This is a genomic window from Ruminococcus sp. 8Y-12, assembly GCF_058119865.1.
This window is the reverse complement of record NZ_CM176623.1, coordinates 4022076-4043748: the sequence shown is the minus strand read 5'-3', so window position 1 is coordinate 4043748 and position 21673 is coordinate 4022076. Positions and strand designations below refer to the sequence as shown.

Here is a 21673-nt window from a genome sequence, read left to right as displayed (position 1 = left end):
CTGGATTAAAAAACATGCAGATAAGTTCGATGACGTGGAGAAGCTGCTTGCCAATACTTAACAATAATGAAGCAAAGAGGGAGGAAAGGATGAGATGGCTACAGCAGAACAGGATTTTATACACAAAGTAGATAAATTCCGAATCCCTACTTGTAATATTTTGGGTGTGAATATTGCAGCTATTGATATGGAATGGCTGGTTAATTATCTTGATAGCAATATTAGACTGTTATCGGGAGATTACATCTGCGTGTCAAATGTACATACTACTGTGATGGCATATGAAGATCCAGAATATTTGAAAATACAAAATGGCGGGATTATGGCGATACCTGACGGCGGGCCTCTCTCTTCGGTTGGGCAAAAACGCGGATTTAAGAACATGAAACGCAATACTGGTCCAAGCTTGATGGAAGAGATTTTTAAGATTTCCACCGAGAAAGGTTATCGCCATTATTTTTACGGTTCAACTGACGAAACACTGGAGAAATTGTATGCTGCTCTGAGAGATGCTTATTCTGGAATTCAGATAGCGGGGATGTATAGTCCACCCTTTCGTCCAATGACAGAGGATGAGGATACGGCAATAGTCGAAAGGATTAATGAGACAAAACCTGATTTTGTCTGGGTCGGCCTTGGAGCTCCAAAACAGGAGAAGTGGATGGCCGCTCATCAGGGGCGAATAGAGGGACTGATGGTTGGCGTAGGCGCTGGATTTGATTACTACGCGGGCAATATTAAGAGGGCACCGGAATGGATGCAAAATCGAAATCTGGAATGGGCGTATAGACTGCTTCAAGACCCTAGAAGATTGTTTGGCAGATACTGGCATACAAATACGAAGTTTATTTGGAATGCTGTTGTGAGGGGAAAGTAAGATGATGGTTGTGGATAATACAAAAAAACAGAAGATTCTGATTGTACACAACTATTATCTAATCCCCGGGGGAGAAGATACTGTTGTAGCTAATGAAAAGAAACTGCTTGAAGAACATGGACATAAGGCGATTTTGTACAGTAGAAATAATGCTGAATTAAAACAAATGTCGAAGTTTCAGAAGCTGTTTCTCCCTATTACGACAATTTTCAATCCTAGAACATATAAGGAAGTAAAAGGGCTGATAAAGTCAGAGAACATTGAAATTGTTCATGTCCATAATACGCTTAATCTGATAAGCCCAGCTGTGTATTACGCTTCAAGAGCCATGAATGTTCCGGTGGTACAAACGGTGCATAATTTCCGCCTGCTGTGTCCTGGGGCAACATTTTATCGAGACAGTCATATCTGTGAGGCCTGCGTGGAGAGCGGGCTTTGGTGTGCGGTAAAACACAAATGCTACCGTGGAAGCAGAATGCAGACATTGGCTTGTGTGCTGAGTACATGGTTTCACCGGCTAACGGGGATTTACGGAAAAATCAACTATATCTGCCTGACAGAGTTCAATAAAAGCAAGTTATTAGAACTGAAGCAGATCAAATCGGAAAAGATTTTTGTAAAACCTAATTTTACATATCCGCCAGATATAAAAAATGAAATAGGGGAATTCTACTTATTTATCGGCCGTATCGAAGAAATAAAAGGAATTCCAATAATTCTAGAAGCGTTCGAGAAAATGTCCGATAAGCGTATTGTGATTGCTGGAACAGGAACCAAACTGGAAGAATATGAACTAAAAGAAAAAGAATTTAAGAATATTGAGTTTAAAGGATTTGTTCCCAAAGATAAACTTCAGCATTTACTAAGAAGAACAAAGGCAGTAATTGTTGCATCACAATGGTATGAAACCTTTGGAATGATTGTTGCCGAATCATTTGCAAGCCATGTTCCAGTTATCGTAGGTGATATAGGAAATGTTGGAGATCTGGTTGACGATGGAATTAACGGTGTAAAGTTCCAATATGACTCATCCGGCGCACTGATTCAAGCGATTAGTAGATTTGAACAGCTGGATCAGAAAATACTTGGACTAAACGCATTTCAGAAATATGAGATGTGTTATGAACAGAATGGAAATTATGAAATGATGACAAAAATTTATGCAAGTATTTCCTCCGGGGGGGGGATAACGTAAAACACCGTTTTTGTTACAACAGAGATTATTCCTATATGCCGGATACCTGCAATCCAGGAAAGCAGGTGGCAGCATGATATTAAAAAAGTTGAAACAGATACGGTGTAGGTTACTTCTGCTTGGAAAGCATAAAATAACATTTGAAAAAACGAGCACCTTCGGTCGTGGTACGATGTTTTATGCGCCGAATCGTATGACGATTGGAGAGAACGTTTATATCGGGAAGTATTGTTCGCTGGAAACGGATATAGAAATCGGTAATGATGTATTGATTGGAAATAATGTAGGCTTGATAGGAAAATATGATCATGACTATAGCTGCTTAGGGAAAAGCATTAAAGACAGTCCTTGGATAGGTGATGCAGACTATCAATTCAAAGGAAAAGGACTGAAAATAGTCATTGAAAACGATGTGTGGATTGGATACGGCTCGATCGTTGTTTCTGGTGTGCATATTGGATGCGGTGCAATTGTAGCGGCGGGAAGCGTTGTTCTGAAGGACGTGGAACCATATTCAATCGTGGCGGGAAATCCAGCAAGAGAAATCTCAAAGCGTTTTGATCCGGAACAGATAAAAATACATGAGAAACAGTATATGAAATAGAGAGGGCATATTATGTTTGATATTTGGTCTGAGAAGCTACGGGGGGGAGTAATGCCTGAATATGAATCAGGAAATATCCGTGTGTGTACAAATTCAGATAATGAGGGTGATTATTGTTATGTGTTTTGTTCTTCAAATGATATTTGGTATCCCAATACACAACAGGCTTATGAAGAAAGCATTCTCAATAGAGACCGTTATGAATGGACGAGTTTCTCGTTGACTAATGCAAGAAAAAGAATCTATGTCAGGGATATATATAAATCGTGGTATGTGACCGGAATAAATAAGGATATAGACACTATTGACAAACTGGTTGAACGCATTAAAAGAGAAGCGATGGGTCTGAAACTGGTTTGCGTAGGTTCTTCATCAGGAGGGTATCTTGCAACTTTGATTGGTTGTTTGCTATGCGCAGATCACGTGATTTGTTTTTCTGGACAAATGGAGCTAAATAATCATTGGGCAATTGATAGAAATGGGTTATTGCAGCATTATCGAAACGATTCTACTTATAGCAAATACTACGATTTGAAACCCTATATTGAAAAGGGTAACACAGAGATTTTCTACATTTTTCCGATGAACTGTGCGCAGGATTTACATCACTATGAGCATGTATCAGAATGCTTGTGTATCAGGGCTTTCCGTTTTAAAAGTAAGCATCATGGTATTGTTGTTAGCAAATGCAATTTGCCATATTTATTAAACAGTACCAAGGAAGAACTTGAGAGGCTATATGAAGCACATAAAGGGAAGTCGATTTCGGTAATGTTATTCTCAATAAAAATCGTCGGATTTTCTAATGCCCTTATTGGAGCGGTGCATGAATTGTTTAAAAAGATTAAACGAAAATTGAGGAGCTAATTGTAACGTATGAGAGCAGGGTTATTGATTACAAGTATCGGGAATTTTGGTCAAAAAGGGTTTTATAATGCGCAGGAGATTGGTTTAGCCAAGGAACTTGATAAGCTATATGAAGAGGTTAGCGTCTACAAGGCAGTACCTCACAATCAAGAGAGGAGTAAAAGATTGATTGATGAATGCGACCATTCCACGCTGTATCAAATTCCGGTGCAAAGTAATGGGATTAACGGTATTTGGAACTGCGATGTGATGGATGCCAGCCTTGATGTTTTGATATATTTCTCTGACACGCAGCTTGCAGTTCCAAATGTATATAAATGGTGTTGTAAGAACCACATACAGATGTATCCGTACATTGGGGTAATAGAAAGCCACAGTACTAATGCAGTGAAGAAACTCATCATTAATGCGTTGGTTAAGAGGAACATAGCCGTATACAAGAAATGTACTTGTTTTGTAAAGACTTCGACAGTTGCGGAAAAGCTAAATAGTTTGGGAATCAAGAACACGGCTCTGACACCGGTGGGATTAGATGTTTCGCTGCTTCATGTAGATTATGAAAATACGGCTGTTGAGGGGATAAAAGAAAAATACGGATATCAGCTTAATGATAAAGTCCTGCTTTTCATAGGAAGATTGATAGATGAAAAGCAGCCGGTGAGAATGATTGATATCTTGGCGGAACTTCGAAAGAAGGATGCTACTTACAAACTCCTCATGGTGGGCACGGGCGAGTTGAAAACCGCCGTGGAAGCTAGAATCAAGGAGTTGGATTTGCAGGATACTGTACAGATGGTAGAGCGAATTCCAAACAGTGATATCTGGGAACTATACCGCCTAGCCGATTCCTTTGTAAACTTGAACCAGCAGGAGATTTTCGGAATGGCTATTCTGGAAGCTATGTACTATGGATGCAAGGTGGTTGCCTGGAATGCTCCTGGCCCGAATCTGATTATTGAGAATGGAAAATCCGGATGGCTTGCCGACAGCAACGGAGGAGTAATTGAAAAGATTATGGATACTGCTGAAGTGGGAATGGAAGCGCATTGTAGAGTGTTAGCTAAGTTTACATGGGCGAGTAGCGCAAAGAAGATGAGAAGCGTGATTATGAAGAAAGAAGCCTGAGGCTCTGGAACGGTGGATTCAATGGATAATGATAATATGATTAAGAAGCAGCTTGTAAAGTTGTATCGGAATACTCGGCTGAAATTGGATTATGCGGGTAAGGGATTGCTGACGGAAGCGCAAGGGAATGAATGCATTAAGCGATTTGTGAATGGTGATACACCATTTCTTTTGGGACGTTTTGGCGCAGTAGAAATGCATTGTGTATCCAGATGGATGTTGGGACAAGGTTGCACAGAAGAAGAAAGAAATCAAGCGCTCTATGCGGCAGGCATTTTCCCAAATGACCAGAGATCAATCAATCACTTTTGCCAGGAGTATTCTGAATCCATCAAGTGTGTGGATATTCTTGGTGTATGGGAAGTAACCGGCGAGAAGAAGGCAGTCAATCGGTTTTGTCCACAGGCAAAGCTGATTCCAAGCCGATCCATTGAGCCTTATTATTTTGATGCACCATGGTCTGCTGCGCTTGATAGGAAAAAAGTGTTGATTGTTCATCCGTTTGTTGAGAGCATTGCGGGGCAGTTGCAGAGAAGAGAGCAGATCTGGCCGGGAAAGGATGTCCTTCCGTGTTTTCAGTCAGTTGCTTTTGTAAGAGCTGTTCAGTCAAATGCAGGTGCAAAAACTAGCTTCTCTGATTGGTTTGAAGCTCTGGAATCGATGAAGTGTGAAATTTCGCAGGCTGACTTTGACATTGCGATCATTGGGGCAGGTGCTTACGGACTTCCCTTGGCAGCCTATGTAAAATCGCTGGGAAAGCAGGCTATTCAGATGTCCGGTGCAACACAGATATTGTTTGGTATTAAGGGAAAACGATGGGACGAGCATCCTGTGATATCAAAATTCTACAATGATGCATGGGTGAGGCCTCTACAAAGTGAAACCCCACCAGAGACGAAAAAGGTAGAGGGTGGAAGTTACTGGTAAGGAGAGCGTATGAAGGTTACAGTTATTTTTACTTGTTTCAATAGAAAAGAGAAATCTCTAAAGTGCATGCAAACACTTGCTGGTCAAGATTCAGGAATAGAATACGGTTTCATTGTTGTTGATGACAACAGTACCGATGGAACCGCGGAATCAATCAAGGCATTGGATTATCATGTTGAATTGCTTCACGGTAGCGGTTCGTTGTACTGGGCAGGCGGTATGAGAAAGGGGATTGAAGCGTATTTAGAATCAAGTTTTGATTCAGAGTATGTATTGTTGGTGAATGACGATGTCGAGTTTTATGAAGGAATTGTAGATAAAATGATAACTGAATCGAAGGAAAAGAAGGATGCTGTTATTGTTGGTGCAACATGTGACGATTCCGGAGCTTTTTCATACGGTGCGATGCAACTGATTGTGCCGAGGAAAAAGGATTTGTATAGACAGGTCAGCCCGGCAGAGGGAAAAGTGGAGTGCGACACCTTTAACTGTAACTGCGTGTTGCTGAATGATGCAGTTATTCGCAAAGCGGGAAATTTTGATCCAATATATACTCATTCATTGGCGGATATTGACTATGGACTGAGATTGCGAAAATTAGGATTCCATATCTATTCATCAGAGAGGTATGTTGGGGTATGCAATAAGAATTCAATTAGGGGCACCTGGGCGGATAACTCACTATCAAGAAAAGAAAGACTCAAGAAAAAGGAATCACCCAAAGGTGCGCCTTGTAGGGAATGGTTTCATTTCATGAAAAAAAACTTTGGATTTATGGAAGCAGTAAAATACAGCGTATCTCCGTATGTGCGAATAATGCTGGGAATGTAGAGAGGTGGACTATGAAAATCAGCAAGGAGAAATGGACACATTATTTCTTAATCTACCTCTCCTTACAGTTTATAGGAGGGCGTATTTTTACCTACTTCGGGTCAAATATGTATGGAGTTGCACTAGCAATTGGTATAATGGTAATTGTGTTACATTATCCGCGCTATAAATTTCCTGAGTGTCAAAATTGGATTATCTTGATAGGAATATCGCTATTATTCTCGTTTATGTTGACAATGGGAGATTTATCAGCAAGAACATGTTTATCCGTAATAAGTCGTTTTATTGTAGTATGGGCTACAGTATTGTGGAATAAAGAAGAGTTCTCTAAGAGATTCATTAAAGTTTCTGCATTTCTTTGTGGGGCTAGCCTAGTTACTTTTTTCTTAATGCAAATACTAGGGTATTCTTTTATTAGTAAATTTTTTGCATATTTGCCTTGTGTGAAGAGTACAAAAGGAGTTCCCGTAAGTTACGGACTATTTGCGTTTGTATTCAATGTTATGGATCCGTCTCGCAACTCTGGGATATTTGGTGAGCCTGGTGAAATGCAGATTATGGTAAATCTGGGCTTGTATTTTGTGCTGTATAATTCTGGAGACTTAGAGAATAGAAGTAGAATTAAATATATAGTTTTATTTCTTGTTACAATGGTGACAAATTTATCGACAACAGGCTTGTTTAATACTGCAATCATAGTATTGGCATTCGTATTGGGAAAATATAGGAACGAGAATAAAACTGTTCAAAAATTTCTATACGTGTTTTTGATTGCAATGGTGGTGTATTTATTGTTCTTTGCGGGCGAAAACAGCTTCATGTATTCTGCAGTATTAAATAAAATTACAGTCAATGGAAAAATTGATTTAAGTGGAAGTACAGGCTCTGCAAGACTATTGTCTTTTGTTTTACTGAGCAAAGTGATTTCTTCTTCTCCACTATCTTTGATCTTTGGAATCGGTTTTCGAGGAATGGGAAGATTTTCGTCAGAGGAAACAGCTTTGGCATGTTCGGGCCTGATTTCTGGTTTGATAATGTATGGGGCAATTACAAACATCTTGATATATGGAAAAGTATTTTCTCTTGCCATAAAAAAAAGAGTAGACTGGTATGAATCAATTGCGCTAATTTTTATGGTATTCAACAATGGCTTAAGCCAGCCAGATATTATGGCAGTTGCACCGGTAATCGTAGCGGTGTATTTGATGTGCAGAACAATTAATCAGGATGAAGAGAGTTGTATGACACGAGGAATCGCCAGCAATATATGAAGCAATAAAAATTTTAGTATCTGAATGGAGTATTATATGCTGATATTATTGAATGAGTCGGGGCAAACTGGAAACAGATTAAGATCTTTGTCGAGTTTGGTTGCTTTGGGACTTGAGATGCATCAAGATGTGTATTGCCCTGTTGTTCCCAAAGAATTTTTTGAGTATTTTAAAATGCAGTTTAGTACAAAATGTGATATTCGAGTTAACTTTTCGTGCAACTCATTCTTTTCTGAGTTTATTAAAGTTGTTAGAATAGCTTGTGGAAATAAAGATATAAAATTAAATAATGGGAAAATCACGATATTCACGGACTGGATTTCTTTTGCAAAACCTGAATTAAATCAGATTCATTATCAGAGAATTAAAGATTTCTTTGATTTTACTGAGGAATTTAAAAAATCATGCAAAACAAAGATGCCAGAAAAGAAATATGATTCGGAAATGTTAGTTGGTGTTCATTTGCGAAGAGGCGATTATCAGAATTGGAAAAATGGTGCTTACTATTTTGAAGTTGAAGAATTTATCCAGCAAATGCGTTTTCTTTATGCCGAAAACAATAAAATTCATTTTGTCATTTTCTCAAACGAAATAATTGATGTTTCTATATTTGAAAGAGAACCATATGATGTCAGCCTCATGAAGGGAAATGCCTATGAAGACTTATGTTGTATGTCGCTATGTGATTATATCATTGGCCCTCCAAGCACATTCTCTTCTTGGGCCGGCTATATTGGGAATAAAAAATTGGTATGGATGAAGGAAAAAAATCATTGCTATGGTTTTAGTGAATTCCAGAGTGTACCAGATTCAATGTTGACCACTAAAGCATTTTGGAAATACTAGATATTCTATAATCTGTTTCTTAAGAGGAGTTGCAACTGTGAAAAAGTATATTTTTGAGGAAAAAATCGGACTTACATATAACGCATCATCAAAAGCAAGAGATGACATAGATCTGTTTATGAAAAAGTATGTAGATAAAAATGGATGCTATTATAATGCAATTGGAGAAAATGATAAAACAAAAGTAAAAACAAACTTTGGCAAAGTAATAGTAGGAATTAGATCAATCCTTAGTCTACTAAGACTAAAAAAGAATGATATTCTGTTTGTTCAAAGCTCGTTTAGAATTCTCAAAGAAATCGATGTAATAAAAAAAATAATAGGCTTTCGTACGATTTATCTTGTTCATGACTTGGATGCCTTACGTGATTCATATTCGGATGCTTGTAAGATAGATGATATGATAAAGGAACTTGACAAACAAGATGTTGTGATTCTGCATAATGATAAAATGATAGCTGAGGTTCGTTCACGTGGTTGTCGGACAAATCTTGTAAATCTGGAATTGTTTGATTATTATGTGGATCATATTCCGCAGATTTCGCGCCATAGGAATTGCGAATTTGAGTTATGCTTTGCGGGTAATTTGTCGCCGAATAAAACTGGTTTCTTATATGCTCTTGATGATAGAAAGACAAATTATAAGATTAACGTATATGGAAGAAAAGAACGTGAGTTTAAACACCATACATATGTTGGTTGTTTTAAACCAGAAGAGCTTCCACAAGAATTGAAAGGAGACTTCGGATTAATATGGGAAGGAAACCAATTCGTGTATGATGAAAGTGAGCATCCTTATATTATGTTTAATAATCCACATAAAGCTTCACTTTATATTGTATCAGGGTTACCAATAATCGTTTGGGAAAAAGCGGCTATTGCTGATTTTTTAATCAAAAAGGGAATAGGGATAACCATTTCTAATATCGGAGAGATTGAGGAGAAACTTGAACACCTATCTGATTATGAATATAGCAGAATGATAAATAACCTTGAATGCATGAGAAAGGACTTAGTGGCGGGAAGACAACTTAATAATGCAATCAGAATCGCTGAAGAAATATTGAATGTGTAGAGGCAATAAGATGAAAAAAGTTTTTGTTGTAAGTTGGTTTCAATCAGAAAACTATGGAACGTGCTTGCAGGCATATGCAACAGATTATATTTTAAAAAAAAATGGATTCGATGTCCGGTTTTTAAATAGAAGAAAATACTATTCAATGAATAAGCTGAATTATCTTATGACGAAAGTTGGTTCAATAATTAGAGGAAGAATAGAAAGAAAAAAACCGATCGAACGCGGAGTATATCAATCGGCCTATAATGATAAAGTAAAGAAAATCCATGATTTAGCAAATCGAACATATCACGTAGAAGATATTGGAAGCCGAAGAGAATTACTAAAAATAGATAACGAAATTGATTGTTACCTTGTAGGGAGCGATCAAATGTGGAATCCATGGATGCTAAGTCCGCATTATTTACTTGACTTTGTTCCCTATAAGAGCAATAAACCACGATATACATACGCAGCTAGCTTTGGTGTGGATAATATCCCAGAAAGCAAAAAAAGGATATATGAAAAATACCTGCCATTGTTTAATTGTATAACAGTCAGGGAACCGAGAGCTGCAGAACTTGTTGAACAATTAAGCGGAAAAACTGCTAAAGTGGTACTAGATCCAACGTTCTTGTTATCTAGAGAGGAATGGAGAGAGTTTTCGGAGCAATCAGATAGTGTTCAAAAGTATAACCTTGATAGATATATTCTCTGCTATTTTATAGGCTCCCCAGATTTTAGTCATATTGATACTGTGAAAAAGGTTGCGGCAGAAATAAATGCGAGAATAGTGTTACTGCCGATGAAAGAATCGGATTATTGTCTTAACGATTCTGATATTACAGTAATTGCTGATGCATGCCCATATGATTTTATTTCATTAATAGAAAAAGCAACATTGGTTTGTACAGATTCTTTTCACGCTGTTGTATTTTCTTTTTTAATGGAAACTGCATTTTATTATTTTCCGCGTTTCAAACACGGCGATCAATACTCACAAGAGGCAAGACTGCAAAATATTATGCAAAAGTTTGGCCTTGAAGACTCCTTTTGGAAAGAAGATATGTCGAAAGAACAGATCTGTGCTCATTTAAATGTTGACTATAGAAATGGGTATAAAATACTTGAACAGGAAAGAGAAATCTGTATCCGACATTTGGTTGATATGCTGAATGGAAAACTGATGAATGAGGAAAAAGATGGCTCCTTCTGAAATTGCATAGTTCCGTCTTTGAAATGCGATTTTTATTCTGTTATAAGTGCTGTTTCAGATTCTATATATAATAATTGACATTGAGGGATAATACGAATGCAAAGAATAGCTAATAAAACTGAGTGTAATGGCTGTGAAGCTTGCCAGGCCATTTGTCCGAAAAAAGCTATACAAATGAGTCTGGATAATGATGGTTTCTATTATCCACATATTGATGAAGATAAATGTGTGAACTGCGGCTTATGTGGAAAAGTATGCCCTGCACAGCGGGAAACGCCTGTAAGGAACATTAAATATGACGATACGCGGGCATATGGGGGATGGATTAAGGATGAACAGAAACTGTCAGAGTCATCTTCTGGTGGGTTTTGTTCAGCATTATCAGAATTCGTACAGCAACAAGGGGGCGTTGTGTACGGAGTAGTGTTTTCAGATGATTTTAGGAGAGCCTATTATACGTCAACCGATAACGTATCTCGAGATAGAATGAAGGGCTCAAAATATGTGATGGCAAATAAAGATGGAATTTACTTAGACGTGAAGAAACAATTGGAGACAGGAAGACAGGTATTGTTTATTGGTCTTCCGTGTGAAATAGCTGCAATATATAGTATCTTGGGATGTGGGTATGATAATTTGTTGACATGCGAACTGATTTGTGCTGGACCATCAAGCTATAGATTATTAGAAGAACAATTGGATTGGATTGAGCGAAAAAAAGGTGAAAGAATCAAGCATTTTTGCTTTAGAGCTAAAGAGTATGGTTGGGTACCGTACACAATGTGCGCAGATACAAGTAAAGGTAAGTATGCAAAATTATTTGATGAAACAATATTTGGCGTCGGGATGAAATATTATAAAAGAGATGCTTGCTTTAACTGTCGAATGAAGGGAATGTTCAGAGTGGCCGACTTTACAGTTGGTGACTTTTGGAATATTGACAAAAAAGCCAGTTACTACAATGATAAGGGCACATCAGTTATCTTCTGTAGAACTGATAAGGCGGAAAGATATTTGAAGAAATTGGATAATTTAATTTTCGAGGAAGTAACATCCGAAATTGCAATTAAAGGAAATTATCAACAGTTAACCTATCCTGCGGGCATTCCTCAAGAAAAAAACGTATATATGGATGCGCTAAATCGGGACGGTGGATATATTGCTTATAAGATATTTAAGCCAAGACAGTCATTGAAAGTTAGAATTAGAAATCATTTACCAGTACCAGTCTATCTGTGGGTAAAGCGAATCAATACAAAGTTCAGAAAAGGTCAAAGAAAATGAAGATAGATGTTAGACGTAATACTATAATGGGGGCAGTGACAGGAATTTGCAATAAACTGGTAGTCACATTTTTGCCCTTTGTTATGAGAACAATAATGATTCACTTCATGGGTACACAGTATCTTGGCTTATCATCATTGTTTTCCTCAATTCTTAACATGCTGAGTTTAGCGGAATTGGGATTTGGAAGTGCGTTGGTTTTTAGTATGTATAAGCCAATTGCAGAAAATGATGAAGAAACGATATGTGCATTATTGAACTTATACAGAATAATATATAGAATTATTGGAACGGTCATTCTAGTGGCGGGAATTGCAATATCTCCGTTTGTGAATCATTTCATTAATGGAGAAGTGCCTCCTGATATTAACGTGCAAGTGTTGTATTTTATTTATCTGTTCAACACGGTAGTATCGTATTTTCTATTTGCTTATAAGAATTCGCTACTGGCTGCTTTTCAGAGAAATGATATATCCAGCTTTGTTGGCACGATAATGACTGCCATTGAATATGGCGTTCAAATTATTCTAGTTATTAGATTTAGGAATTATTATTGCTATGTTGCAGTTTTTCCTGTTTTTACCATCCTTGGAAATATAGTGAGAGCGGCTATAGTACAGAGAAAGTATCCTCAGTACGTATGCAAAGGCTCAATAATAAGAAAACAGAAAAAGGAAATAATTGAGAAAACATTAGCTTTGGCAAGCCATAAAGTCGGAAATACTATTTCGACATCGTTAGATAGCTTGGTCGTGTCAGCTTTCTTAGGGTTAAGCAGTGTTGCTATTTTTGGAAATTATAATTACATCGTAACGACTGTGATGGCTATGCTTTGGATTGTGTATTCATCAATGACAGCTGGCATTGGAAATAGAATGAATTTGTACTCTGTTGAGGAAAATTATAACAGTTTTAAAGCACTAACGAGCTTCAATAATTTTATTATGTGCTGGGCAACAAGCTGTATTTTGTTTCTATACCAACCTTTTATGGAACTATGGGCTGGTAAGGAGAACTTGCTTGGGGTATCTTCTGTTTTGGTTTTTTCTTTATATTTCTATGTATATCAGTCCAGAAAGATTGTGTTAGTTTATAAAGATGCAGCAGGGCTCTGGCGCGAGGATCAGGTAAAGCCGCTTGTTGGAGCAGGACTGAATCTTGTGTTAAATCTCACGCTTGTGCGGATTATAGGTATCGATGGTGTTATTATTTCATCAATTGTGAGTTTTTTGCTTGTTGAGATTCCTTGGGAGAGCCGAACTTTGTATAAGTATTATTTTGGCAAAAGTGTCATAGAGTATTTTGGAATTCAAATTAAAGCGTTTCTAGAAGCAGTACCCTGTTGGATTGCTGTGGGAATTGCCTGTATGATTGCGCCTCAAAGTGGCGTTACATGCCTAATTGTAAGAGGCATACTATGTGTGATATTGCCTCTACCATATTTATGGCTGCTTTATAGGAAAAACAGTGCATTTATGAACCTTCTTGCGAAGATAATACCAATGAAAGCTTTGAAATACGTCAATAAGTAGAAATAAGGGTGGAGAAAATGTTTGATTACTTGGTTGTTGGATCTGGTCTTTACGGATCAGTTTTTGCTCACGAAGCAAAAGCACATGGAAAATCTGTCCTGGTGGTGGATAAGCGTCCGAACATTGCCGGCAATATTTTCACAGAGAATATTGAAGGTATTAATGTTCATAAGTACGGTGCGCATATCTTCCATACAAATAATAAGAAGGTATGGAACTACATAACGCAGTTTGCGGAGTTTAATCGCTTTACCAATAGTCCCGTGGCAAACTACAAGGGCGAACTGTACTCTTTGCCGTTCAATATGTACACATTTAACAAGATGTGGGGTGTTGTCACGCCAGAAGAGGCAATAGCGAGGATTGAGGAGCAACGCAAAGAGATTACTGGAGAACCAAGAAATCTGGAAGAGCAGGCTATTTCTCTTGTGGGGCGTGATATCTATGAGAAGCTCATCAAAGGCTATACGGAAAAACAATGGGGGCGTGATTGCAAGGATCTACCTGCCTTCATCATCAAGCGTTTGCCGGTGCGCTTGACCTTTGATAACAACTATTTCAACGCTCTCTATCAGGGAATCCCCGTGGGCGGCTACACCAAGATGGTTGCCAACCTGTTGGACGGTATCGAAGTTCGTCTGAACACTGATTATCTTGCACACAAGACTGAACTGGATGCGCTTGCTGACAAGATCGTCTACACAGGACCTATTGACGCTTTCTTTGACTACAAGCTGGGTACGTTGGAGTATCGTTCGGTTCGATTCGAGACAGAAGTCCTGGATAAGCCAAATTTCCAAGGCAATGCAGCAGTAAACTATACCGATCGCGAGACACCGTGGACACGTATCATTGAGCACAAGTGGTTTGAGTTTGGTAAGGACGTAAATGGTAGCGACCTGCCCAAGACTATCATCAGCCGCGAGTATAGCAGCGAGTGGAAAACGGGTGATGAACCGTATTATCCAGTCAATGATGAAAAGAATGGAAGGCTCTATGACGAGTACAAGAACCTGGCAAAGATAGAAAAAAATGTTATCTTTGGCGGGCGGCTTGGCGAATATAAATATTATGATATGGATCAAGTGATCATTGCAGCTTTGGAGAAGTGCAAGGATGAATTACTATAGAACTGTTGCATAAAGCGTGTAGTTAAATACTTTATATAAGTAGAAAAACTTCCCTGGTTTTATGTAACTGGAAAATCCTATAACATTAATACTCTATAAATCCGGTGGTAATTTCGATATTGTTTCAGAAAGCAATGATAGTATGGAATATTGCATCTGAACAGATATCTCGAGAAAAATGAAATCTAACATAAGAGGTTAGAATATCGCCGAAGCCATATCAGTAATATAGAAAGAGGTAATAGAATGCTTAAGTATACTTTTGTTCTGCCATGTTATAATGTGTCGAGATACATAATAAATTGTCTGGAAAGCATTGTCAGAAACGATATGTCATCCTGTGAAATTCTCTTGGTGGATGATGGATCCACCGATGATACCGTGGAAAAGTGCAGAGAATTTATGGGCAAATACTCATGCGGGGGGGGGCAATTCCAAGCAAGGATTGAGATTATTTCACAGGTCAATAAAGGCGTGTCATCTGCTAGAAATACGGGGATTAGTCATTCCAAAGGAGAATATATTGTATTTGTAGATCCTGACGATGAGGTGGATACGAACCTGATAAAGAAACTAGATGAAAAAATCTCGACTTATAAGAATAAGCCAGACTTGGTGATTTGGGGTTACTGGTGTATTAATATGGCTTCTTCAAACAACGAGAATGGCAGACACATGGTTCTTCCACAAAAATCATATGAATTGTTTTCGAATCAAGAAATAATGAAGGAGTTATTTCCGAGATATATTGGCTATTCTGTGGATCAGGTATCCCATTGGGCTAAATACGGTACATTTGAGCCAAAGCATGAGTGGGGGGCATGTTGGCGAGTTGCATATAGGAGAGCGTTATTAATTGAGCATGATGTTCACTTCAATGAACAAATTGTCTTGAATGAAGATAGTATGTTTAATGCGAATGTTCTTGTGTATGCCTGTAGTGTAGTAACAATTCCAGAGGCACTATATTTCTATTATATTAGGAACACGGGCGCTTTAAAAAAAGGACTAACTAATTCGATAATAAAGAACAAGATGGCATTATTTTCGGAAAGAAAGAGAATTGTAGATTTGTCTCAAAAATCTGGGAATAACATGGATATAGGAGTATATGTTGGGTCGATCATTTTTGGAATTATTGAATTAATGAACTCTTCATCGAAAGGAGAGTGGGGAATGATTTCAAACTTGTTGCGTGATCCACATGTAAAGCAGTGTATTCGCTATATGCCGTATGTGCAAAACGCAAAGTTTTCTCTATGTCTCTTTTTCTTAAAAAACCATTGTTCATTTTGTTTATTTACTTTGATACAATTGCTCAAACGCTTGGGAATAAGACTGTCGGTATAAAGAAAATCTAGCTATCTAGCACACCTAATTTACTTATATGTGCTAATATAGACTCGAATATATCATTTGAGGCGTAAGTTGATTTATTCTTTGTGCAACTCTCCGTGATGAGTAGCGTAAATGTGTGTTTAATGAATAATGTGATTACATGTTCATTTTTCATAATTCAGGATGAATGAATATGATTTGTTAAGATGAAGAAATCCAAAGTTTTTATGTTATCTGCGTTCTACGAAGGTTTTCCCAAAGTGCTTTGTAAAGCCATGTAAAAAGACGATGAGGGTATATAAATGACACTTGATATGAACAAACAGCAGTCACTGATAATTAAAGCATTTGCGATAATATTTGTAATAATGTTTCATACAAAGGTGTTTCCTTGTGGTGGAGCAATTGGAGTGCATTTGTTTTTAATTGTAAGCGGATACGGAATCTACTGTTCTTTAGAAAAAGGAACGGATAATTACTGGGGAAAAAGAATCAGTTCAGTATATTTTCCATATTTGTTTTGCACTGTTATATTTCTCATTTTAAGGGCTATATTGTATGGAAATATATCTTTTGTAACAGTAATTATTAGTGTTTTGGGGCAAGACTTTGGTCTCAACGCAGACCCAACGATGTGGTACATAGCATATATTTTTGCGTGTTACCTGATTGCTTGGATAGTTTTCAAATTAAAGAATAGACCAATAGTGGCTATTATGTTTGGAATACTGGCATTTGGAACAATTACGTTATTCGGATATTAAATATATTATTTGGCACGGTGGAACAATTGCGTGGAATTATGGTCTATCTTTTCCGCTTGGAATGATTATTGCAAGAAATAAAAATCTTGATGAGAACAAAGCAAAACGTGTAAAAGTTGGAATACTTATTATTTCTTTTGTCGCTGTTGTCTTATTACTTCCAGTGCCGCATGAGAAGTTTATAAAGTTCTTTTTCACATTATCATGTGCAGTGTTAGTTTACAACATACTGACTGCTTTGAGAATAAAAGAAATAAATCCCTTGCACAAGGTTCTTGAAGGAATAGGAAAACAATCATATTTCATGTATTTAAATGAGTCGTTTATTATAGGCGTATTAAAGCTCCGGGGTGGGGTACCACTAAATGCATTAATTGTTGTACTTTGTAGTTATATATGCGCGTATGTAATGAGATGTATTTATGAATTAGTTAGGAAGAATTTAATGAAAGACTTTTCTTGCGGAAAGAGATGATCGAATTCTTGCTGCTGGATTAGTGCAGAAACAAATGCTTGAAGAACTGTACAGTAATGCGGATGTGTTGCTCTGTTCTCTAATCACGAAAGTATGTCCTTTATTGCGGAGAAAACTGCTGACAGATACTGAACCGCAACATCTGGTCAAATCCAGTGAGTAATCTTATAGGTGTTTGGGAACTTTATAACGCTAAGGGAGAGACAGAGTGTATCAAGATTCTTGCACTATTTATTCCGTTTACGATACTTCTACTGTGGGTAGCCGAGGCAAGAAGCCAAAAAAGGATGACAATAGGTAAAGGAGCCTGAACGAATATGATAAAAACAATTTTGTATAATGTCTTATCTGCATTCGGACAGGCATTTGGATTTTCCATTTTGCTTGCTGTGCTGTTTATGTTTTTTTACATGCAATGTAGGCAAGATGGCTTGAAAAATACTTTAAAAAAATGGATAAAGGAATTCAAAGAGAGGAAAGATCTCCAAAAGGTTTTTCTGTTAGCGTTCTATGCTGCGCTTGTATTATTCAGGACATTGTTTAATCGCTTTGCATGGACAAATCCGCTGCAAAACGTTATCGGAATCTTTGGATTGTATAATGCCAATGGTGAATTGACGACAGAAGCAATTGAAAATGTCATACTTTTTGTTCCACTATTATTTCTATGGCTATGGGTTGCAGATAAACAAGAACTCACTTTAATAAAAACAATTTCATATGCTACTAGAAATGCATTCTTGTGTTCCTTTTTGATTGAAATGGCTCAGCTTCTACTAAGGGTTGGGCAGGTGCAAATCTCTGATTTGGTATATAATACCTTGGGTGGAATAATTGGTGGAGTATGCTATTGGACTACCATTTGGGTCAAGAAAAAGGTGAAGCAGCAATGAATCAACCCAATCTCGAGACCATCCCAAGAATTGTGTAAACTTCCAAGCTGGTGTAGAATAAAGAGCATCAGTTTGGAGGTTTAAGAGTATGTCGAGAAGGAACCGCGCCCCAGAAGAAAACGCGCGGCGCGCCAAGATTCGCGAGCTGCTGCAGGAAGCCAACATCAGCAGCATGGCGGATATCCAGAGCCTGTTCAAGGAGACCATCGCAGAATTCATGGAGAACGGACTGGAAGCGGAGTTGGATGAAGAGCTCGGTTACAGCAAATATGATTTCCGCAACAAGGAAACAGACAACTCCCGGAATGGTCACAGCAGCAAGAGGCTGAAAACCAGCTTCGGCGACGTGGAAGTCAGCACTCCGCGGGACCGGAAGGGCGAGTTTGAGCCGCAGCTGCTCAAGAAGAATCAAACCAGCATCAGTCAGGACATTGAAGGAAAGATTCTGTCCATGTACGCCAAAGGAATGACGACGTCGGATATCGAAATGCATATCCGTGACATTTACGGCGTGGAGGTATCGGATACGACCGTCAGCAGAATCACGGACAAGATCCTGCCCATGGTCAGGGAATGGCAGCAAAGGCCTCTGGAAAGTACCTATGCCGTCGTCTTCATGGATGCCATCCACTACCATGTCCGCAGCGAAGGTCAGATTGTAAAGAAGGCCGTGTATATCGCCATTGGAATCGATCTGGAAGGCCGCAAGGACGTCCTGGGCATGTGGGTCGGAGAAAATGAGAGCGCCAAATACTGGGCGACGGTACTCGGCGGCCTCAAAAACCGTGGAGTCAACGACATTTTCATTGCCTGCACGGACAATTTGACTGGATTTTCGAATGCAATCAATGCGGTGTTTCCGCAAACGGACATCCAGAACTGCATCGTCCATCAGCTGCGAAATTCCAGCAAGTATGTATCCTATAAGGATTTGAAAGCGCTTATGGCCGATCTCAAAGCGGTTTATGCTGCAGTGGATGAACCGACGGCACAAAGCGCCCTGGATGCATTTGAAGAAGCATGGGGAAAGAAATATCCCCGGATCGCTGCTTCCTGGCGGGAAAACTGGGCGAACCTGAGCACATATTGTAAGCGCTCAATAAAATAATGGCTACCTTTTCACAAGGTATTCAGCTATAGTTGAAGTAAAATACTCCAACTTCAACTTTTCGATTTAATTCGGCATCTCTGCTGTATCATGTCAGACCATGGCATCAGCTCTTCTATACCTCCGGGCTCATTTTTGTAGTCCGGCATATAAAGCAGTATGGTCCCCAGATATGCGTAGATGTTCAGATTGTTAAGTTTTGCAGTTTCTACTAAACTGTAAATGATGGAACTGGCCCGGGCTCCTTTTACGGTATCGTGGAACAGGAAATTTTTCCGTCCTACTGCATAGGGGCGGGCTATATTTTCTGCGATATTGTTCGATATGGAGCACCGTCCATCCAACAGGTAGTTCTCCATATATGGCTTCTGGTTTTTCGCATAGGTCACCGCTATGGCCAGACGGCTTCCGCCAGCTGGGTTCACTGTTTCAAGCCATGACCAGTAGGCCTCCCATATGGCAGGCTCCGTCTCAAGACGCTTGGATTTCCGGGTATCGGCATCCAGATCCGCATACTCCTTTTCCAGTTTGAATAACTGGTTACAGTAATCAAAACCGATCTCTGCCGGAGTCTTATCCGGGGATTTCTTCGATTTCCCGGGAAGTGCCTCATGCCAGTACCGTCTCATGTGGGCAAGGCAGCCGCAGCGGATGACATTCTTCAGCTTATTATAACCGCCAAAACCATCGCAGATAAGGTATCCGGAAAAACCTTTCAGGAATTCTTCCGCATGATATCCGCCCCGGCTGGGCTGGTAATCATACAGACGGATCGGCGGCAAATCATCATTTCCGGAGCCATACAGCCACATATAGGACTTGGACTGTGCCGTTTTCCCTTCCTCTTTCAGTACCTGGCAGGGTGTTTCATCTGCATGGATAATGTCCCTCTCCAGCAAATGCCGGTGAAGCTGTCCATACACCGGCTCCATATAATCTATGCCGCATTTGATGACCCAGTTAGCCAGTGTCGCTCTGGGGATCTTCACCCCAAGCTGTTTCCAGTCTGTCTCCTGGCGGTTAAGAGGGATGCTGTTCACATATTTCTGGTACATCACGTAAGCAACCGTGGACGGGGAGGCGAGACTGTGCTTCAGCAATGGGCCTGGTGTTTCAGCTCCAACGATAACGGAAGCGCCGTCTTTCTTACATTCCGGACAGCCAAGTACTTCCTGGACGTACTGGAGCCGTTCCACTTTCACGGGGATGATCCGTAGTTCTTCCCGCACGACCTTTTTCCCGATGACCGCCATCGGAGCATTGCAGTAGGGGCAGTTTCTTTCCTCTTCTGGCACGCTGCAGAAAACTTCGACCACAGGAAGCCCCGCAAGGATCTCTTCCCTGGTGGTCTTCGGTTTCTTTGCCTTACGTTTATAGCCACCAACAGCCTCCTCCAGAGTCGGTTCCGGGACAGAAGGATCCGCAGTGGCTTCTGCCTCATTGAACAGATCCATCTGTCCGGGAAATCCATCTTTTTTTGTCTTTTCACTGGAAGACGCGAACAGCTTTTTCTTCAGGTACTCAACCGTTTCATTGAGATTTGCGATCGTCTGGTTCAGCTGTGCGGTCTGCTCTTCATGGCTTTTGGCCATCTGCTCAATGGTAAGACGCTGGCTGTTCGCCAGCTGACGAAGGGATTCAATTGTTTCTTTCTAAAGCTGCATGAGCGCTTCCATCTCTGACTGCGGCATTAAGGAACCACCTTTCTTTTATTGGTTCCTATTATACCGGGAATCCAACAGAAAAGCGAATTTTCTGCCGTGCTGCCGCCGTCATTTTGACGAAGAAGAAATGTGGAAAACACACAGTTTTGGCGGAATATTGCCTCTGAAAAATGTTTGGTTTTCCACACGCAACCGGTAATCCGGGACAAATGAGAAAACGTTATCCTCTCGATTTTCCAGCGGTTCCATTGTTATGTGGATAACTCATCAGCAGCGTTTTTTGCCCCATAAGGGGAAGAAAAATTTTCTCCCTTTTGCACAAAGGTTAGAAGTCCTTTTTCCAGGCAGGTCGGATTGCCTTAGGCTGATCGATGGAAAGCCCTTCCAAAAGCCAGCGGTATTCCTGCCGTGTAAGATTCCTTACTTCTGAAGAATCCCGGGGCCACTGGAACCGCCCATTATCCAAACGCTTATAATAGAGGCAGAATCCATCTTTTTCGAAATGAAGCGCTTTGATCCGGTCAAAGCGTCTGCCGCAGAAAAGAAACAGGGAATTGCTGCAGGGATCTGATTCATAGGTGTCCCGAACGATCGCCATCAGGCCATCGATACTTTTTCGTATGTCGGTGTAGCCTGTCACAAGGAAAAATTTAGCCACACCGGACAGTT

The 21673-nt window shown here is 39.5% G+C and carries 20 protein-coding genes and 1 pseudogene; 19 read left to right on the top strand and 2 right to left on the bottom strand.

All coding sequences use genetic code 11. The annotated features are described in order from the left end of the window. Positions 1–94 precede the first annotated feature (94 nt). From AC0THY_RS16270 to AC0THY_RS16180, 19 genes and pseudogenes are all read left to right on the top strand, one after another. Positions 95–877 (top strand): WecB/TagA/CpsF family glycosyltransferase, encoded by a 783-nt coding sequence (locus AC0THY_RS16270; protein WP_489991645.1) that lies wholly within the window; start codon positions 95–97, stop codon positions 875–877. Position 878: 1 nt separating this feature from the next. After that, a complete protein-coding gene (locus AC0THY_RS16265) occupies positions 879–2072 on the top strand; it encodes a glycosyltransferase family 4 protein (RefSeq protein WP_489991644.1) in 1194 nt (397 codons plus the stop codon). 73 nt (positions 2073–2145) lie between these two features. Further along, positions 2146–2676, top strand: coding sequence for a CatB-related O-acetyltransferase (locus AC0THY_RS16260; RefSeq protein ID WP_489991643.1), 531 nt, complete (start codon positions 2146–2148; stop codon positions 2674–2676). 12 nt (positions 2677–2688) lie between these two features. Beyond that, positions 2689–3543 carry a hypothetical protein gene (locus AC0THY_RS16255; protein ID WP_489991642.1) on the top strand — a complete coding sequence of 285 codons (855 nt, stop codon included), beginning with the start codon at positions 2689–2691 and terminating at the stop codon, positions 3541–3543. A 9-nt stretch (positions 3544–3552) separates the two neighbouring features. Further along, entirely contained in the window at positions 3553–4668 is a 1116-nt protein-coding gene (locus tag AC0THY_RS16250) for a glycosyltransferase family 4 protein (RefSeq protein WP_489991641.1), read from the top strand. A gap of 21 nt (positions 4669–4689) precedes the next feature. Further along, entirely contained in the window at positions 4690–5595 is a 906-nt protein-coding gene (locus AC0THY_RS16245) for a hypothetical protein (RefSeq protein ID WP_489991640.1), read from the top strand. A 9-nt stretch (positions 5596–5604) separates the two neighbouring features. Beyond that, entirely contained in the window at positions 5605–6426 is an 822-nt protein-coding gene (locus tag AC0THY_RS16240) for a glycosyltransferase family 2 protein (protein WP_489991639.1), read from the top strand. An 11-nt stretch (positions 6427–6437) separates the two neighbouring features. Continuing rightward, positions 6438–7697, top strand: coding sequence for a hypothetical protein (locus tag AC0THY_RS16235; protein ID WP_489991638.1), 1260 nt, complete (start codon positions 6438–6440; stop codon positions 7695–7697). A 36-nt stretch (positions 7698–7733) separates the two neighbouring features. Continuing rightward, entirely contained in the window at positions 7734–8543 is an 810-nt protein-coding gene (locus AC0THY_RS16230) for an alpha-1,2-fucosyltransferase (RefSeq protein ID WP_489991637.1), read from the top strand. Positions 8544–8580: 37 nt separating this feature from the next. After that, positions 8581–9618 carry a glycosyltransferase gene (locus AC0THY_RS16225; RefSeq protein WP_489991636.1) on the top strand — a complete coding sequence of 346 codons (1038 nt, stop codon included), beginning with the start codon at positions 8581–8583 and terminating at the stop codon, positions 9616–9618. Positions 9619–9628: 10 nt separating this feature from the next. Further along, positions 9629–10816: a polysaccharide pyruvyl transferase family protein gene (locus AC0THY_RS16220; RefSeq protein WP_489991635.1), complete on the top strand. Its 1188-nt coding sequence runs from the start codon at positions 9629–9631 to the stop codon at positions 10814–10816. 96 nt (positions 10817–10912) lie between these two features. Beyond that, positions 10913–12100: a Coenzyme F420 hydrogenase/dehydrogenase, beta subunit C-terminal domain gene (locus AC0THY_RS16215; protein ID WP_489991634.1), complete on the top strand. Its 1188-nt coding sequence runs from the start codon at positions 10913–10915 to the stop codon at positions 12098–12100. Further along, positions 12097–13632: a lipopolysaccharide biosynthesis protein gene (locus AC0THY_RS16210; RefSeq protein ID WP_489991633.1), complete on the top strand. Its 1536-nt coding sequence runs from the start codon at positions 12097–12099 to the stop codon at positions 13630–13632. The genes AC0THY_RS16215 and AC0THY_RS16210 overlap by 4 nt, the downstream gene beginning before the upstream one ends. 17 nt (positions 13633–13649) lie before the next feature. After that, positions 13650–14762 carry a UDP-galactopyranose mutase gene (gene glf, locus AC0THY_RS16205; RefSeq protein ID WP_489991632.1) on the top strand — a complete coding sequence of 371 codons (1113 nt, stop codon included), beginning with the start codon at positions 13650–13652 and terminating at the stop codon, positions 14760–14762. A gap of 246 nt (positions 14763–15008) precedes the next feature. Next, positions 15009–16112 carry a glycosyltransferase gene (locus AC0THY_RS16200; protein WP_489991631.1) on the top strand — a complete coding sequence of 368 codons (1104 nt, stop codon included), beginning with the start codon at positions 15009–15011 and terminating at the stop codon, positions 16110–16112. Between the two features lie 290 nt (positions 16113–16402). Then, positions 16403–16864, top strand: coding sequence for an acyltransferase family protein (locus tag AC0THY_RS16195; RefSeq protein ID WP_489991630.1), 462 nt, complete (start codon positions 16403–16405; stop codon positions 16862–16864). Continuing rightward, a complete protein-coding gene (locus AC0THY_RS16190; protein WP_489991629.1) occupies positions 16836–17339 on the top strand; it encodes a hypothetical protein in 504 nt (167 codons plus the stop codon). The genes AC0THY_RS16195 and AC0THY_RS16190 overlap by 29 nt, the downstream gene beginning before the upstream one ends. Before the next feature lie 317 nt (positions 17340–17656). Beyond that, positions 17657–18232 carry a VanZ family protein gene (locus tag AC0THY_RS16185; protein ID WP_489991628.1) on the top strand — a complete coding sequence of 192 codons (576 nt, stop codon included), beginning with the start codon at positions 17657–17659 and terminating at the stop codon, positions 18230–18232. A gap of 88 nt (positions 18233–18320) precedes the next feature. Then, a pseudogene (locus AC0THY_RS16180) lies at positions 18321–19325 on the top strand (IS256 family transposase); the annotation flags it as partial. Positions 19326–19393: 68 nt separating this feature from the next. Here the strand turns inward: AC0THY_RS16180 and tnpC are convergent. Together tnpC and tnpB are read right to left on the bottom strand one after the other, a co-directional pair. Beyond that, complete coding sequence (gene tnpC / locus AC0THY_RS16175; protein WP_489991627.1) at positions 19394–20932, bottom strand: IS66 family transposase; 1539 nt, start codon at positions 20930–20932, stop codon at positions 19394–19396. A 397-nt stretch (positions 20933–21329) separates the two neighbouring features. Next, positions 21330–21662, bottom strand: coding sequence for an IS66 family insertion sequence element accessory protein TnpB (gene tnpB / locus AC0THY_RS16170; RefSeq protein ID WP_489991626.1), 333 nt, complete (start codon positions 21660–21662; stop codon positions 21330–21332). Positions 21663–21673: the final 11 nt, after the last annotated feature.